Origin of the sequence: Archangium gephyra (genome assembly GCF_049060025.1) — a bacterium.
GTDB lineage: Bacteria > Myxococcota > Myxococcia > Myxococcales > Myxococcaceae > Archangium > Archangium gephyra_A.
Genome location: NZ_JBMEQQ010000002.1, coordinates 7,081,052 through 7,095,683 on the forward strand (window position 1 = coordinate 7,081,052; position 14,632 = coordinate 7,095,683).

The window sequence follows — 14,632 nt, forward strand, 5'->3', positions numbered from 1 at the left end:
GCGAGGGGTGCTGGCGTAGGTGAAGCAAGCGGGAGGGGTGCGCGCGATTGAGCACCTGGGACGGCCCACGGCAGGTGCGAGCCTGACCCCGGCGCGGGCGCCACCCCAGGGCGCAGGGTGTTGAGGCTGACGCCGCCACAGCCAAGAGACCTGGTGCCCCTGCCGCGCCCCTCATGGGAGGGCGGCCTGGACAGGCATGCCCAAGGAGGCTGCGTGGCCTCTCCACAGGCCCGGCGCACAGCTCGGCCAGCACCCGTCAGCGGCCCTCCTCGGTCCTTCTGCACCAGGCTTCCCCTCAATACGGCCTCTATCCTGCCTATACGCTAGAGCACCTAGCCCTGCTGTGGAGCGCCGTCCACCGCGTGCACCACGCCCACACCGACTGGATTTGAACAGAGATTGCCAGTGCGCTTGCCTAGCACATCGACGACCGCTCGGCTGAAACGCTCCTCACCCATGGCCTCTCTCGCTACAGAAATGCGCGCGGCTTGGCGCCGGGTCATCCGGCTTGATCCTAGTGCAGCCGCTCCGCTAGAACAATGGAAGAACAAACAAGTGTGAGGAAGCGCGACCGCCCATGACAAAGAAGGTGAAGAGGTCACGATCTGCGGAACTCACCGGAGGAGGCGGCTTCACCTATGAAGACAGCGTAGTCGCCTACTACTTGGCCGCTCTTCTTCGCGAGGAAGCCGCGATGGGCGGGAACGGCGTCGTCGTCAAGGTGGCTGTACAGCAAGCCGCCCAAGGCGAGCCGATGGACGATCTCGTTGTCGATACCAAGTGGCAGAACGAGCCGGCGCGCCTCAGCTTACAGGTCAAGAGCAGCCTGACGATCAGCGACAGCGATACCGACTTCAAGGCGGTGATCTCTGAGTCGCTTGCCACGAGGTCGAAGCCGGATTTTCGCGTCGGGAAAGATCAGTACGGCTTCATCGCAGATTCTGTCGCTACCGGCCGGCTCGATGCGCTCAACCGCTTCATCAGGCGCGCGAGGGCGAGCACGACGGCTTCCGAATTCGTGTCGCGTTTTGGGTCGGCGGGGGAATCCAGCAAGACAGACATAGCGCTGCGCGACGAGCTGCGCGGCTTGATTAACCCCGCCAATGATGAAGCCGAGTGGGACTTCTACCGCCATTTCGTGGCGTATCGCATGGATGGGCTTGAGCCCGGCGGTGACCGGCTGGTGGAACTCGGCAATCGTTTAGCTCCTCTATCCGAGAATGGTGGGCCGCAGTTTGTAGAGCTGCTCTGTCGCCAAGTTCGACTGGGCGAAGGCGTGGCGAAGGTTTGGACGCGCGGGTCACTCCTGGCTGATCTTCGTAGCGCGGGCGTCCGGCTCAAGATCGCTCCGAGCTTCGCGCACGACCTCTCCATCCTCACGACCTACTCGACAGACGCGCTTGCGGATATCCGGACCGATATCGCCGGCTGCAACTTGGAACGGCTGTCGTTCGTGACGGCCGCGGAAGTAGCGGCGTCGAAATATGTCTTCTCCAACATCAGCGGCCTGCCCGGCTGTGGGAAGTCGGTGATCCTTCGCCGGTGCGTGGAGCGTGCGCTTGAGAAGGGTCCGGTTCTGCTTCTCAAGTCCGACCGGCTGGAGGGCACAAACTGGCAGAGTTTCGCACGCAAGCTAGGCCTTCAGCATGCCTCTGCTGCGGAGTTGCTGGTGGAGATCGGAAGCGCCGGTACGCCGGTGTTGTTCATCGACGGCATTGACCGCATCAAGCCGGAACAACGGGGTATCGTCTCCGACCTCTTTCACACGATCGAGCGGGATAAGGAACTGCGCCACTGGCGCGCCCTGGTCACCTCCCGCGACCAAGGGCTTGAAGTCTTACGATCTTGGATTCCTGCTTCGCTCTATTCGAAGACGGGCCTAGGCGATGTATCAGTCGGACCGCTTGACGATGACGAGGCGGAGGCGCTCGCCGAGCAGCATCCCGCCTTGAGGCCACTGCTCTTTGGCGCCGCGGCCGCTCGAGAAATTGCGCGCCGGCCATTTTTTGCGGCCGTGCTCGCTGATCAGACGAACGCCATGGGGTTCGATAAGAACCCGCCGCCTCAAACCGAGAGTGAACTGATCAACGCGTGGTGGAAGGCCGGTGGCTACAATGTCGAGCCCGAGGCTGCAGATGCCCGCCAACGCGCGCTCCTCGACCTTGCGGAGGTCGGTGCGCCGAGCCTGGGCAAAGCGATCCGCGGCCGGCGCATCAAGGCAGAGACTGCGACACAGCTTGAGAGTTTGCGTCGCGACAAGATCATCGATGTTCTGGAAGCTGGCAGCAGCTACAAGTTCAGCCACGACATCTTCTTCGAATGGGCTTTCTTCCGGCTTCTGATCGATCACGGGTCTGACTGGCCAGCTGCGTTGGTTGTCGCAGGGGAGCCGCCGCTGCTGGCTCGCATCGTCAGCCTGCTTTCCCAACATACATTCGAACGTGGCGGCGACTGGCCGGGTGGTTACGCGCTGCTGAATGGGCGGCCCTTGCGCCCCCAATGGCGGCGCGCGTGGCTGCTTGGCCCACCGGCCAGCACCCGCTTCACCGATCATCTCGCGGTGTTCGAGGGCCTGCTGGCGCAAGATGACTGCCTCTTGCTTGAGAAGTTCCTGGTCTGGTTCCAGGCCGAACGAACCATCCCGAGCCCGCTCATCCTGCAAAGTCCGGTTGAAGGGTTCGACAGCGCGACGATTGTGCGCGCCGCCGACCTGTTGGGCTGGCCTTCGGACATGAACGCGTGGAAGCGAGTGCTCACCTGGCTATTCGCGAGCTTAGACCGCTTGCCTGCGACGATGCTTCCACACGTCGTGGAGTTGTTCAACGTATGGCAGAACATGTTCGCTGGCCTGCCGAACCCCTATTCGAAGCGCATCGTGGAAGCCGCCGAGAGTTGGACGGTCGAACTGGAAGGCGAGACGACCGAGGGATGGCGGTCGCTCAAAGCAGACTCGCGAGACGCGCTGGCCGGAAGCCTGCGGCAGATCATCCTTCGGGCTGCCCGTGCTTATCCGGATAGCGCTATCCGAACGCTTGATCGGCTGATCGCGTGGGAGAGTCGGTCCGAGGAGCTGTTGAACTCGGTGTTTGGCCTCGCGCCGGTGCTGAGCCAAATCTGCCCCGAAAAGCTCGCTGAGATCGTCAAAATCGATGTGCTTGAGGAACTTCCAAAGGAGCAGCTTGAGCGTGAGAAACGTGAACGAGAACAGCGCTATGCGCGGCGAAAAGCGCTTCGCGAGAAGCCCGAGAGTGAGTTGACTCCCAATGAACAGCGCATGCTCTCAAGCATATTCGAGCCCATCGGGCACACAACGTATGACTTTGACGATCTAGGTATCGGCCACCTTCACGGCTCGTTCTATCCGCCAGCACCCGGTCATGAGCCGTTTGCGAGTCTCTTCCAGTTCGCGCCGGACGTGGCCCGCAGCCTGGTTCGGGACCTTGCCAACCACGCTACGATTGGCTGGTGCCAGATCCATGAAATCAACCACCCGCATCACGGAACACCGGTTCCGATAGAGATCACCTTTCCCTGGGGGACCCAGCAGTTCTGGGGCAATGATCGTAGCTATGCTTGGTTCTTTGGTGAAGGCGGGCCGCAGCCGTTAGAGTCGGCCTTTCTGGCCATGACCTATTGGGCGCATCAGCAGCTCGACACCGGCACCGATCTCGACGATCTCATCCGAAAGGTCGTCGAAGGCCATGAGAGTGTAGCGGCCTTAGGCCTCGCCGTATCGCTTGCGTTGGAGCGCAACGAGCGAGCCCCCTCGCTGCTCGCGCTAATGAAATCGCAGCGTCTGTGGGTGCTGGATTTTCACCGCCAAGTCCAGGAGGGCGGTCGCGAGATCAACCTCTTCGGGTTCGACGTTCGCTCGCAGATGAGCGCGAAGCAGAAGGCTGCGGACCAGTACCTCAAGAGACGAACCTACCGGCAGCGGTCACTGAAGGACCTCGCCTATCTGTACGCGCTGAGCGCCGACGAAAGCGAGCGTGCGGAGTTTGCGGCTGCCCTGGCGCGATTTCCCTCGGAATTGCCTTACGCGGTGGAAGAGCAGCGCGGTCATGCCGAGACAGAGGCCAGCATGCGCGAGACGGCCGAAGCGTGGGCGCAGTTCGCCAACAGAGAGAATTACGCATTGCGGCAGGTCCCTGAACGCAGTGACCTGGTGCAACTCACCTATAACGACCCCACGCCGCAGAGCGAGGCGACCGTCGAACGACGCATCGAGGCAGAGAAGTCGCTGCGAGAGTTCAGTATCGTGAGCTGGGCCGCGCAATCCATCCAGAACGGCGCACTCGACCCGAGGATGACGCTGGAAGCAGCGCTCACATTTGCGCAGGAGCGCGATGCGCCTGATCTCCTGCTGCAAGTGGCCGACTTGGGATCTGGGATGCGGCAAAGCTGTGTCGTCGCAGTTGCAGCGCTTGCGATCCGCTTCGGCGCAGAAGCGAACGATCTAAAGTGGGCCTGGTCGGTCATCAACCGCGCGGCCGACATTAAGGAGGAAGGGCCGTTCCGTTACAGCAACAATTCGTTGGACCCGCGGTTCTTCTGCATGGTGGCGCTGAAGGCGGACATCTCCAGCGGATCGCCATGCGCGAGTTCCGGAGTCCGGTTGCTCAGCAAGGCGAGCGATCCTAATCCCCACATCGCTCAGGGCGCATTCGCCGCGCTCTTTGACACCTCATCCATGCCCCCTGCGTTGACGTGGAATGCGGCCGTGCTCGCGTCCGAGCTTTTCTCGAACCATGTCTCCGTCAGGCCCTATGAAGCAGACGAAAGCGCGCAGGCGACCCATCATCGGGAGCAGGCGCTAACGCGGGCCATCGCACGCCTGGGGGCCTCCCCTTACGCTGAGGAACTCGTCGCTCCTCCTGCTGCTTGGTTGCTTGAAAGCGGGACGCCAAGGAGGCGCGGGCGCCGGGTCGCCAACGAGGAGACGTGGACCTATCCGTCTTTTGACTTCAACCCGCAGTTTGCGGCCGAGATCATTAAGTCCTTCCCCATCGAGAAATGGGGTGAGAGGGATGAACTACGCCCAAAGCTCGTCGAATACGTGACCGAGCTTGTGCGATGGACGGCTGATCGCATCTTCCCACCCTTTGCCGAGGAGGAGCGAGAGCGCGGCTCACAGCTATACAAATGGCTCTTGGCCCTCGCCTCCCTCGTGGCGCGTGTGATCGTATTCTGCCCTCCCGAGGAAGCAGCCAAGCGCTTTATCAAGCCGCTCTCGAAGCACCGCCACCGCGATGTCCTGCACTATCTCGGCGATCTCACCGAACGCATCACCTGCCGGCATATCTACGATGCTCCGGCAGTGCCGCCAGTTGCGCTAGCGATCCTCGACAGCCTCATGACCCGCATGTTGGCGGAGCCGGAGTTCTCGCCCACCAGCTACCGACCGGGCGAGATCCGCGACCGTCATCTGGTGTCGATGCTGGAGTCGTTCTTGATGATCTCGGTGAAGGACGCGCCTGGCGCAGCGCGCTACGCCAATGGCGAGTGGCGCGACCTACCGCTTGTAATGCCCCTCATCAATCGGCTCATGCAGGCCGCCGGATGGTCCGACGTAGTGATGGACAAATTCATGACTCTGGGCCAGCGCGCCGGTGCGCATCTTCCCATCGAGATGCTAAGCCAGTGGGTCGTGGCCAGTATGGATGCGGAAGGGTTCAGGCTTGAACGCTGGAATGACGCCGGGATACCGGCGAGCATTTCCGGGGTGATCCAGAAGCTCGCCGACGCCAACTATCCGCTGACGAAAACGCAAGCGCGGGACCTACTGCTCATCCTTGATCGGCTCGTCGACATCGGGGATCGACGCGCTGCCGCGCTCCAGCAATCGGAGCATTTTCGGAGCATTCAGATCGCAGCAGGCGAGTAACCGATCCCAGCAGAAGGTGTCAGACTCGACTTTCGCCATTTTGAGAAGAGCGGGCGAGCAAGCGAGGAAGGGGGCGAGCGGAGGAGGGCGGCCAACGGGACTGCAGAGTATAGGCGGAATGGGGGCCCTGTTCCCCCAAGCAGGTGCAGAGGAGAGGAGCGTGACGCGCCCCCAAGTAGGAGCAGAGGAGGCGAGAGTGGTGCCTGAGGCAGGGGCGAGCCTGACCCCTCTACCGCAGGCCGCGAGAGCGGCTGAGGAAGTCCGCCCAGAACCTGGAGCTGCCAGGTGCTTCAGGGACCGCGGTGCTTCCCACTCGTCACCTCGATTCCACCGGCGTCCGCCAGCAACTCGAGCGTAACCTGGCTAGTTGCGGCCCCACTGCCTCGGACGGGTGAAGCGGAAGAAGCCGCTCTGCTCCTCCTCGGCGACCGTCTGGGCCTCGTCGGAGAAGTAGCGCGCGCGCAGCTCCGTCAGCCGCGCCTCCAGCTCCGGCCCCGAGTACTGCTGGGCCAGGGCCTCGCGCTCGGACATGTACTGCGAGCCCACCTCCCAGCGCGTGTCGCGCACCCGGTCCAGCTCTTCCCAGCGCCGCAGGGCCTCTTCGTCCAGGCCCATCTCCTGGCGGATGGTGCGCAGCTCCTGGGCGCGCTGCGCGGGCGGCAGGGTGCCCAGGTCCTTCTGCACCGAGCCCAGGTCCAGGAAACGGTTCATCAGCTCCTGCTGGTGCGTCTGCACGTACGCCTGGGCGTTCTCGCCATAGGCCTTCTCGAGGCCCTTCTTGTACTCCGCCATGCGCTCGCCGACGCTCGCGCCAGGCAGCGCGTCGATGGCCGTCAGCGCATCGGCCACGGCGAGGTTGCGCAGCTCGGCGACCCAGATCTTCTCGGCCACCTCCTTGCCGAACAGCCGGTGGCGCTCCTCCCACATCGCGGCGCGCCGCTCGGCGGCCGGCTTGTCCTTGAGCTCGGCGTGGTGCTCCTTCACCCACTTCTCGTAGTCGAGCCGCTGGCGCAGCCGCTGGGCCAGCTCCTCGTACAGCTCGGGGAAGGCCTGCTGGAGGGCGGCGAGCAGGTCCGCCTCCCAGCCGGTGGGGTTGAGCTTCTGGAAGTGGCGCATGAGCTCCTCGAGCATGCGCATCTGCGTGTGAGGCTCCCGGATGCGGGCGCCGTAGCGCGAGCGCAGGTAGGAGACGAGATCCTTCTCCGGGCGCTCCAGGCCGGCCTCACGCCCCGGCTCGCCGTCGACGGGAGCCCACGGGCCCTGGGCCGTGAAGCCCTGGGAGCGGGGAGTGGCCGGGGTGCTCGCCGGGGCCGTCTCGGGGGAGGCGCCCGGGCCGGGACGCGTCTTGAAGACGAGCAGGGCGGAGCCGGCGAGGAGCAGGACGAAAGCCAGCAGCAGCGGAGCCTTCCGGCGGTTCATGGGCGGCTTCATCTCGGGGTGGGGGGCGGAAGCTGGGGAGAAGGCTACCCCCGGAAGGCCCTCGCGCGCGATGGGGGGCCCTTCCGGGGGGGGACCGCGGGGACGGCCGGTGACTCAGTCGAAGTAGGCGATGTAGTCGATGATGGCCGCGTAGAACTCGGGCTCATCGAAGGTGTCGGGGCCCACGCCGACGACGTCCATGTGGTCCTGGCTGATGACGCTCGAGGTGGAGGTCATCTGCGAGGGGGCGCTGGGCGTGTTGAGGTTGCCCATGTAGGGGACGTTGGAGTCGGTGCCGACGTAGTCGAAGCCGAAGGCGGACTCGGTGTAGCGCAGGCGGTAGCCCATCTGCTGCGAGTTGATGCCCACCAGGCCGTCGTCATCCGACTCGTTGGCGTAGCCGTCGCCCTTGCCGGCGGCGCCGTCGTTGTCGCAGTCGTCCAGGCAGTAGCCGTCGCCGTCGATGTCGTAGATGAACTCGCTGAGCAGCCAGAGGGCGGGGTTCACGTTGACGCCGTTCTGCGCGGTGAGGAGCGAGACGTAGCGGGAGGCGTAGCGCGAGTCGATGGGGTTGTTGACGTTGAAGTTCCTGGCGCCGGTGGTGATGCCGTCGGTGGCGCTGTAGTCGTTGTAGACGAGCTGCTTGGCGCCGGCGAAGGCGTCATTGCCCGACTTGTAGACGACGTTGCCGTAGAACTCGGCGAGGGCGGAGACGACGCTGGTGACGCCCGGCTTGAGGTCGAGGATGTACTTGGCCACGGGCGAGCCGCGGTGGGGCGAGGACACGCTGACGAGCACGCTCACCACGGTGTAGCCCTTGCGGGTGTAGAGCACCTTGGCCGCCTTGCGCGCGTCCAGGCCGCCCTGCGAGTGGCCGATCAGGTTCACGCGCGTGGAGCCCGTGCTGGCCATGTAGCCCTCGATGTCGTTGGCCAGGTCCAGGCCACGCACCTCGGAGTTCTGGAAGGGCTGCACCTGGCCCACGAAGGTCTTCTGGCCGCTGTGGATGTCCTCGTTGCAGGGCACCTCGAAGAGGCCGCAGACATCGCCGACGAACATGCCGTAGTCGTCGCCCCAGTAGTCATAGCCGAGGATGTCGTCGAAGCCGGCCATGCCGTGGGCGAACACCACGGGGTACGTCGTCTTCGCGGCGCCGGCCTGGGCCTGGGTGCTGAGCCCGAGCGCGCACAGCGCCATCAAAAGGGTGTGCAGCTTCTTCATGGGGACTCCTTGGGGTGTCCCTGCCGGGGAGCCCGGTCAGGGCAGTCGGGTGAGGCGGAAAGGTTCTTCCAGCGCGGCGCGACAGCACTGGAGCCCGGGAGCTTCGGTTTGCCTCCGGGTGACTGGCAACCCGAGCAATCCTCGCGCCAGACCCGCTGCGTCATCACCGCGAGGACGACGCATCGCGTCATGTGGGGGAAGTGGAGCATTGATGCTCCAGTCAATCGTGCACCCCGGGGAGCGGCGGGGGTTCTCGGGGGCTGAGAGTCCTGGAAGGACAGGGGGTTACACGGACGCACCCCCGCTGTCCTGGAAGAGGACAGCGGATGACGTGATTTCGGACAGCGGGTGGGGAAAACAGAAACCCCCGCGCCTCGGGGGAGGGGCGGGGGCCGGGGGAGGCTCGGTTCAGGGGCCCGGAGTTACGGCCGGTACTCCCAGTGCCAGGGCTCGGAGGGGACGGTGCGGGCGAAGCCGAAGCGGCTCGCGTTGTTGGCCAGCCACTTATAGGTGGAGGTGCCGGTGCCGCCCACGTTGATGTCGAGGGCGATGCCGCCCTGGTGGTTGGAATAGCCGGGCTTGGCGGCGAGGTTGCCAGTGCCGTTGAGGTACTTCTGGTAGAGGACGCGCTGCTCCTCCATGGAGCGGAAGGCGCTGTTGACGTGGAGGTTGATGCCGGCGGCCTTGGCGGCGGCGTGCATGCGGTTGAAGGCGGCCGCGGCGTCCGAGCGCATCTCCTTGCCACCGGCGATGGGGGACACGGTGATGTTGCGGGCGACACCGTTGACGTAGCCCTTCACGGCGCGGCCGCCCCCGGTGCCGGGGTTGGTGACGGGGCCGGACACCTTGATGCCGAGCTTGTCCCACGTCTTGGGGCCCACGACGCCATCGGCGGTGAGGCCCTTGGCGCGCTGGAAGGCCTTCACGGCGGCCTCGGTCTTGGGGCCGAAGGAGCCGTCCGCGGCGCCGACGTTGAAGCCGAGCTGGTTGAGGCGGTTCTGCAGGGCGCGGACGGGCTCGCCACGGGCGCCCTCGCGCAGGGTGGGGCCGGAGCCGCCGGAGGAGGCGGGAGGGGGGGGCTTGGGCGCGGTGGCCTTGTTGAGGGCGTTCCACGTCTTGGGGCCCACGATGCCATCGGCCTCGAGACCCTTGGCCTTCTGGAAGGCCTTCACGGCGGCGAGCGTCTTGGGGCCGAAGTGCCCATCGGCGGCGCCGGGGTTGAAGCCCGCGGCCTTGAGCTTGTTCTGGAGGGTGGTGACCGCGGCGCCCTTCGCATTCAGGCGGAGCGTGGGGGGGGCGGCGAGGGCGGCGGAGGCGCGCGGGGCGAGGGCGGCGGAAGAGCGGGCGATGGCGACCATGACGGGGCCTCGGGGGGGCGAAGTGGAAAACGTGCTCCTATTTTCGTAGGTGCCGGGAAGAAGTTTCCTCACACGAGTCGATGGAGGGTGATCCACGGGGAGGAGGAAAGCGCTGCCACCCGGGGCCGAGGGCCGGTACTCTGGAGGAGCGCGGGTTCCGGGAGGGGAACGTGGCGATCAGGATGAGACTCGACACGATGGCGGGGGAGACGTTCCTCCGGCTGGAGGATGGGGTGGTGCGGCAGGAGGACGGCCCGAGGCTGGCCTTGGTGACGCGTGGGGAGGAGCTCGCGCGGCTGCTGGAGGGGGCGATGGCGTGCTCCTTCTCGCACGAGGTGCCGGAGCGTCCGGAGGAGGGGGCGGTGGTGGAGCGCTTCCTGAGGGACTGCTCGGAGTACAGCGACGTGCACGGGCTGCCGGACTCGCTGCGCCAGGAGATGGAGGAGCACTTCGCGCAGCTCCTGGACGCGCTGTGGAAGCTGGACTGGCTGGTGTTCGGCGAGGCGCGGGAGACGACGCTGGTGCCGGGGGACGACCCTGTGCGAGGGCGAGCGGTGACGCTGTGCCTGGCGCGCTACGACAGCCCGTCGGTGCAGTTGGACGCGAAGCTGCGCCGGTACCTGGAGAGCTTCAAGGAAGCGGTGGTGCGCATCGAGGGCCGCTCGGGCGGGAACGAAGGCGGAGCCGGCGGATTCCTGCACTGACGCACACTCCCTCTCCCTCTGGAAGAGGGTTGGGGTGAGGGTTTGCTGCTCAGTTGCGGGGTTTGCGCGGCGGTTGCCGCCACGAGCGCTGCAGCACCCGCGTGAGCGGCCGGGCCTCGGCGCGGCGCTCGAGCAGCCGGGTGATGTGGGGCCTGGCGTGGAGCCGTGACAGGGACAGCGCGCTCTGGCGGCGCGCGTTCTCTCGCAGCGGCTCCGCACCGGCGAGCAGCAGCAGGCGGATGCAGTCCTCGTCTCCGCGGTACGCCGCCAGCATCAACGGCGTGGTGCCCTCGGTGGTCTCCGCGTCCACCTGGGCACCGGCGGTGAGCAGCAGTTGCACCAGCAGCGCGTGGCGGCGGTCCGCCGCGTAGTGCAGCGGGTGCCAGCCGAAGTCATCGCGGTTCTCGAAGGGCAGGAAGGTGGAGCTGCGCGCCTCGAGGTCCGCGCCTCGGCGCAGCAGCTCCCCGGCCAGCGGGGCGTGGCCCCCGAGGATGGCGCAGGTGAGGGGCGTCTTGCCGTCGGTGCCTCCGTACTCGAGCGCCGCGTCCGCCTCGTCCAGCAGCCACACCATCACCGCGAGCTGGCCCGTGCCCACCGCGTGCCGCAGGGCCTCGCCGCGCTCGTCGGGGCCCGCCGCTTCCACCAGCAGACGCGAGGCCTCCAGGTGTCCCCGCTCGGCGGCGAGCATCAACGCGGTGGCGCCCCGCGAGTCCCGGGCCGCCACGTCCGCGCCGCGCTCCAGCAGCCGCCGCAGCAGCGGCACGTGGCCGAGCCAGGCGGCCCACATGAGGGGCGTCATCCCCTGCGCATCCCCGCGGGTGAGCGCCCGGGGCTCGCTGTCCAGCAGGGACTCCACGGCGGAGGTGTCCCCGCGCCGGACGGCGTCGATGAGGTCGGTCATGTGCTGTCTCCCAACCGGTGGGCGCAGAAAGGCGGAGGCGGCGACACGAGCGACACCGCCTCCGCCCCGGTACCGCGACTGCTACAGCCAGCAGGCGTCGGGGCGTTGCGCAGGCCGAAGTTGCCCGAGCCGTCCGCGTGGTTCGTATCCGGCAGTTTCTGGAATTCCAGGTTCAAGTCAATGCGCTGGAATTTTCTGTCTGGCCATGGGCGCTTCCGTGACGGGCGGGCGGGGTGGCCGTCACGGAGCGCGGAGGCGTCAGGAGGCCTGGAGGTGCTTCACGTAGAGGGACTCGAGGGACTGGAAGTAGCCGCGCTCCTCCCACATGGCGGCGGCGAGCCGATCGGCGAGGGAGGCGACTTCCTGGTCCTCGCCCTCCTGGGGAGTGCGGGGGGCACCATTCCACTGCTCGAGGGCCTTGGAGAGCTCGGCGAGGAGCAGGCGGCTGCCGGCGAAGAGGCGGCGGAGGACCTGGTTGACGGGGCGGGCGTCGAGCTCCTTGCAGGCGGCGTCGATGGCGTCGTGCACGCGGCGGGGGACGTCCTCGGTGGCGAGGGTGCCGGCGTCGAGGTCACCGCGCTCGAGGGCGTGCTGGAGGAGGTAGCCGTGGTGGAGGGAGACGGAGGCCATGTCCACGCAGTCCTTGACCCAGAGGGCGGTGGCCATGCGCCGGTAGGCCTTGCGCCAGGTGAGGCGCAGGGAGAAGAGGGCGGTCTTGCTGAGGAACTGTTGGATGCGGCTGCCCTCGCGCGGGTGGAGGCCGGCGAGCACGGTGACGGTGCGGTCCGGAGGGGAGAAGGAGCGCTCGCGGAGGATGGTGCGCACCATGCCCTCGCGGACGCGGCGCAGGGCGTACTCGTCGAGGAAGGGGACGGGGATGAGGGGGGTGAGGCCGGAGGCGACGGCGTAGAGGGCCACGCGCCGCACCTGCGGGGAGACGGCGGAGGACTGGGGCTCGGAGCCGGATGTCTGGGAGGACATAGGGAGTGCCAGGCAGGAGTTAGCACGGACGGAAGCGCGCCGTGAGCCCCACCGCGCTCGGCGGGGCCGCGAGCGTCACGCGATGGGCACCTTCCTCCTTGGGAGTGGCTTGTCCTACATAGAGGGTCCACAAGACTGTCGAGGGACGCCATGCTTGCTCGCCTGTTGGGACTTCTCCTGCTGCTGGCCACGCCGGCCATCGCTGGCGCGCCGGTGACGCAGCCTCTGCGGATCTCCCAGTCCGTGCTCCAGATGACGGACACCTTCCGGGCCCAGATGCTGGCGATGCTCTCCAGGGGGGACATCCAGGGCGCCATCGCGCTCTACCAGTTGGAGACGGGCCGGCAGACGCTTCCGAAGTGGCTCCAGTTCCTGGAGCTGGCCTTCGCCGCCGAGAACCGCAGGCCGGGACCCTGCATCGAGGTGGCTCGGAGCATCTCCAAGGCGTTCCAGCAACTCGGCGGCAAGCCCGAGTTCATCCGGTTCACCACACGAGGCTCGAGATACCTCGCCTTCGAGATGCGCGCGGGTGAGCCACGCAGCACGGTTCAGCTCTCCGACTTGAGCCTGCACGTCGCTGTACGTCTGCAGAACAAGATCTACGATGCCTTCACCGGGCCACGGGGGCTGCCGGAGGACGAGTACATCCGCCGCCTCGTGACGGAAGAGGGAATGAAGATCACCTCCGCGGTGCTGAACAGTCTGGATGAGCTATGACCCGTGGCCCGGAAACCGTCGTCAAGGTCGTGCCGCTTCCCGAGGAGTGGCGCGGGCGCTTCGTGTCCCTCATTGATGTCCTGCTGCGCGTCCGGTCGGAGCATGCGCGCGGCAGGCCCCTGGGAGTCTTCTTCGGGGGAATGGAGACGACCCAGGCGGTGGCCGCTTTCGAGACGGGCTATCGGGCCTGCTGCCGATACCATGGCGTGGAGGACCCCTGGTACGAGGCCTTCACCTGCTGGCTCTTCAAACGGGAACTCTCCACCGAGGGCTGGCACACGAGGTACCTCGCCGAAGGCGGGGGAGACCACCTGATGGCCATCCAGCGGTACCTGGACACCGTGGCCGAGTTCGCCGCCCAGAACCCCGCGCCTCCTCCCGCGCCAGCCGAGGGGTGACTCCCGGCCGGAAGCCCGTCACGCGATGGGCACCTTGCCGCCGGAGCCGGGGCCCGGACGTCCGGAGGTGCCCAGTGCCCGGCACACGGCGAGGTACTGCCGGTGCAGCTCCAGCGAGAGCGGGTCCAGGATGAGGGCCCGCTCATAGGCCTCGCGCGCGTGGGAGAGCAGCCCGGCCTGCTGGTGGGCCTGGGCGGTGGCGAGGTGCACGCGCAGCGGCCCCTGGGCATGCGGACGGCGGGCGAGGAAGTCGCGGCGCAGCTCCTCCAACTGCGCGGCGGTGAGCCCCGCGGCCAGACAGCGCGCCACCCCCTGGAAGTTGCCCCGCTCGGCGTCGTAGGCGGCCCGGCGCTGCGGGTGGCTGAGCGTCTCGGAGGCCTTGCGCACCCGGTCCAGCACCGTCTCCACCTTGGCGCGCAACGCGGGAGAGATGGGGCGCTCGCGCAGCCGCTCCAGCGCACTGCACGCCCGGCGCGCGCGCACCCGCAGCTCCTCGCAGCCCGTATCCGGTGGCAGCGCGAGGAAGGCGTAGAGGTCCTCCGTGCCGCGCTCGCGGTAGGGGGCGAGCACCTGCTCCACTTCGGCCTCGGCGGCCGGGTCCAGGGGCGGGCGCATCGTGTTGAGCGGCTGCCCCAGCATCAGGTGCGCCACCGCCGCCTTGAAGGAGACGGACGGCTCGACGAATTGCACGCCGAAGCCGGCGGCCATGCCCCAGGCGCGCGCCTCCTCGGGTTGCACGTGCCGCACCACCTCGCACTCGCACGTGAGCTCCCCCGTCCGGGTGCGACAGCGCCGCCACCACGCGGGAGAGCAGCGGGGGCAGCTCCTGGTCGGTGCACAGGAACATGCCTCCGCGCGTCAGGTCCGTGCACGTGAGCTGCTCGGCCGCGGCGCCGGGCTGGGCCGTCACCAGGACGGGCAGGGCCAGCGCGGGGCGCAGGGCGAAGGTGCCGGTGGGCGGCGGCGTGCGCGAGGGCCCGGCCGGTGAGCGCACCATGTCGAGCGCCACCTGGAGCGCGCTGCGCATCGTCGAGGCGCTCTGGAAGCGG

At 67.1% G+C, this 14,632-nt stretch carries 10 protein-coding genes; 4 read left to right on the top strand and 6 right to left on the bottom strand.

Translation table 11 applies throughout. The features are described from left to right. Nucleotides 1–577 precede the first annotated feature (577 nt). Nucleotides 578–5,884, top strand: a complete 5,307-nt coding sequence (locus ACN28I_RS30795) for a hypothetical protein (RefSeq protein WP_420945489.1) — start codon at nucleotides 578–580, stop codon at nucleotides 5,882–5,884. Between the two features lie 363 nt (nucleotides 5,885–6,247). Here ACN28I_RS30795 and ACN28I_RS30800 read toward each other — a convergent pair whose 3' ends face one another. The 3 genes from ACN28I_RS30800 to ACN28I_RS30810 all read right to left on the bottom strand — a co-directional run bounded on the left by ACN28I_RS30800 (nucleotide 6,248) and on the right by ACN28I_RS30810 (nucleotide 9,882). Then, nucleotides 6,248–7,303, bottom strand: a complete 1,056-nt coding sequence (locus tag ACN28I_RS30800; protein ID WP_420945490.1) for a hypothetical protein — start codon at nucleotides 7,301–7,303, stop codon at nucleotides 6,248–6,250. A gap of 114 nt (nucleotides 7,304–7,417) precedes the next feature. Continuing rightward, nucleotides 7,418–8,524, bottom strand: a complete 1,107-nt coding sequence (locus ACN28I_RS30805) for an esterase/lipase family protein (RefSeq protein WP_420945491.1) — start codon at nucleotides 8,522–8,524, stop codon at nucleotides 7,418–7,420. Nucleotides 8,525–8,946: 422 nt separating this feature from the next. Continuing rightward, the gene (locus tag ACN28I_RS30810; RefSeq protein ID WP_420945492.1) at nucleotides 8,947–9,882 is read right to left on the bottom strand and encodes a peptidoglycan-binding protein; all 936 of its coding nucleotides are present in this window, start codon (nucleotides 9,880–9,882) and stop codon (nucleotides 8,947–8,949) included. 170 nt (nucleotides 9,883–10,052) lie between these two features. On the opposite strand from ACN28I_RS30810, the gene ACN28I_RS30815 reads away from it, so the two are divergent. Beyond that, on the top strand, nucleotides 10,053–10,586 hold the full coding sequence (locus ACN28I_RS30815; protein ID WP_420945493.1) for a hypothetical protein: 534 nt from the start codon (nucleotides 10,053–10,055) through the stop codon (nucleotides 10,584–10,586). A 49-nt stretch (nucleotides 10,587–10,635) separates the two neighbouring features. Here ACN28I_RS30815 and ACN28I_RS30820 read toward each other — a convergent pair whose 3' ends face one another. Together ACN28I_RS30820 and ACN28I_RS30825 are read right to left on the bottom strand one after the other, a co-directional pair. Further along, nucleotides 10,636–11,487, bottom strand: a complete 852-nt coding sequence (locus tag ACN28I_RS30820; protein WP_420945494.1) for an ankyrin repeat domain-containing protein — start codon at nucleotides 11,485–11,487, stop codon at nucleotides 10,636–10,638. 258 nt (nucleotides 11,488–11,745) lie between these two features. Then, nucleotides 11,746–12,468, bottom strand: coding sequence for a hypothetical protein (locus ACN28I_RS30825; protein WP_420945495.1), 723 nt, complete (start codon nucleotides 12,466–12,468; stop codon nucleotides 11,746–11,748). A 150-nt stretch (nucleotides 12,469–12,618) separates the two neighbouring features. Between ACN28I_RS30825 and ACN28I_RS30830 the strand changes: the two genes are divergently transcribed. Further along, nucleotides 12,619–13,185 carry a hypothetical protein gene (locus ACN28I_RS30830; RefSeq protein WP_420945496.1) on the top strand — a complete coding sequence of 189 codons (567 nt, stop codon included), beginning with the start codon at nucleotides 12,619–12,621 and terminating at the stop codon, nucleotides 13,183–13,185. Continuing rightward, nucleotides 13,182–13,583: a hypothetical protein gene (locus tag ACN28I_RS30835; protein ID WP_420945497.1), complete on the top strand. Its 402-nt coding sequence runs from the start codon at nucleotides 13,182–13,184 to the stop codon at nucleotides 13,581–13,583. The genes ACN28I_RS30830 and ACN28I_RS30835 overlap by 4 nt, the downstream gene beginning before the upstream one ends. Nucleotides 13,584–13,601: 18 nt before the next feature. Here the strand turns inward: ACN28I_RS30835 and ACN28I_RS30840 are convergent, their stop codons facing one another. Continuing rightward, the gene (locus tag ACN28I_RS30840) at nucleotides 13,602–14,321 is read right to left on the bottom strand and encodes a hypothetical protein (RefSeq protein ID WP_420948905.1); all 720 of its coding nucleotides are present in this window, start codon (nucleotides 14,319–14,321) and stop codon (nucleotides 13,602–13,604) included. Between the last annotated feature and the right edge of the window lie 311 nt (nucleotides 14,322–14,632).

Bases quoted from the DNA above. Each gene is read 5' to 3' on its own strand.
- ACN28I_RS30795 (WP_420945489.1), top strand. From the start codon at position 578: ATGACAAAGAAGGTGAAGAGGTCACGATCTGCGGAACTCACCGGAGGA.
- ACN28I_RS30800 (WP_420945490.1), bottom strand. From the start codon at position 7,303: ATGAACCGCCGGAAGGCTCCGCTGCTGCTGGCTTTCGTCCTGCTCCTC.
- ACN28I_RS30805 (WP_420945491.1), bottom strand. From the start codon at position 8,524: ATGAAGAAGCTGCACACCCTTTTGATGGCGCTGTGCGCGCTCGGGCTC.
- ACN28I_RS30810 (WP_420945492.1), bottom strand. From the start codon at position 9,882: ATGGTCGCCATCGCCCGCTCTTCCGCCGCCCTCGCCCCGCGCGCCTCC.
- ACN28I_RS30820 (WP_420945494.1), bottom strand. From the start codon at position 11,487: ATGACCGACCTCATCGACGCCGTCCGGCGCGGGGACACCTCCGCCGTG.
- ACN28I_RS30825 (WP_420945495.1), bottom strand. From the start codon at position 12,468: ATGTCCTCCCAGACATCCGGCTCCGAGCCCCAGTCCTCCGCCGTCTCC.
- ACN28I_RS30830 (WP_420945496.1), top strand. From the start codon at position 12,619: ATGCTTGCTCGCCTGTTGGGACTTCTCCTGCTGCTGGCCACGCCGGCC.
- ACN28I_RS30835 (WP_420945497.1), top strand. From the start codon at position 13,182: ATGACCCGTGGCCCGGAAACCGTCGTCAAGGTCGTGCCGCTTCCCGAG.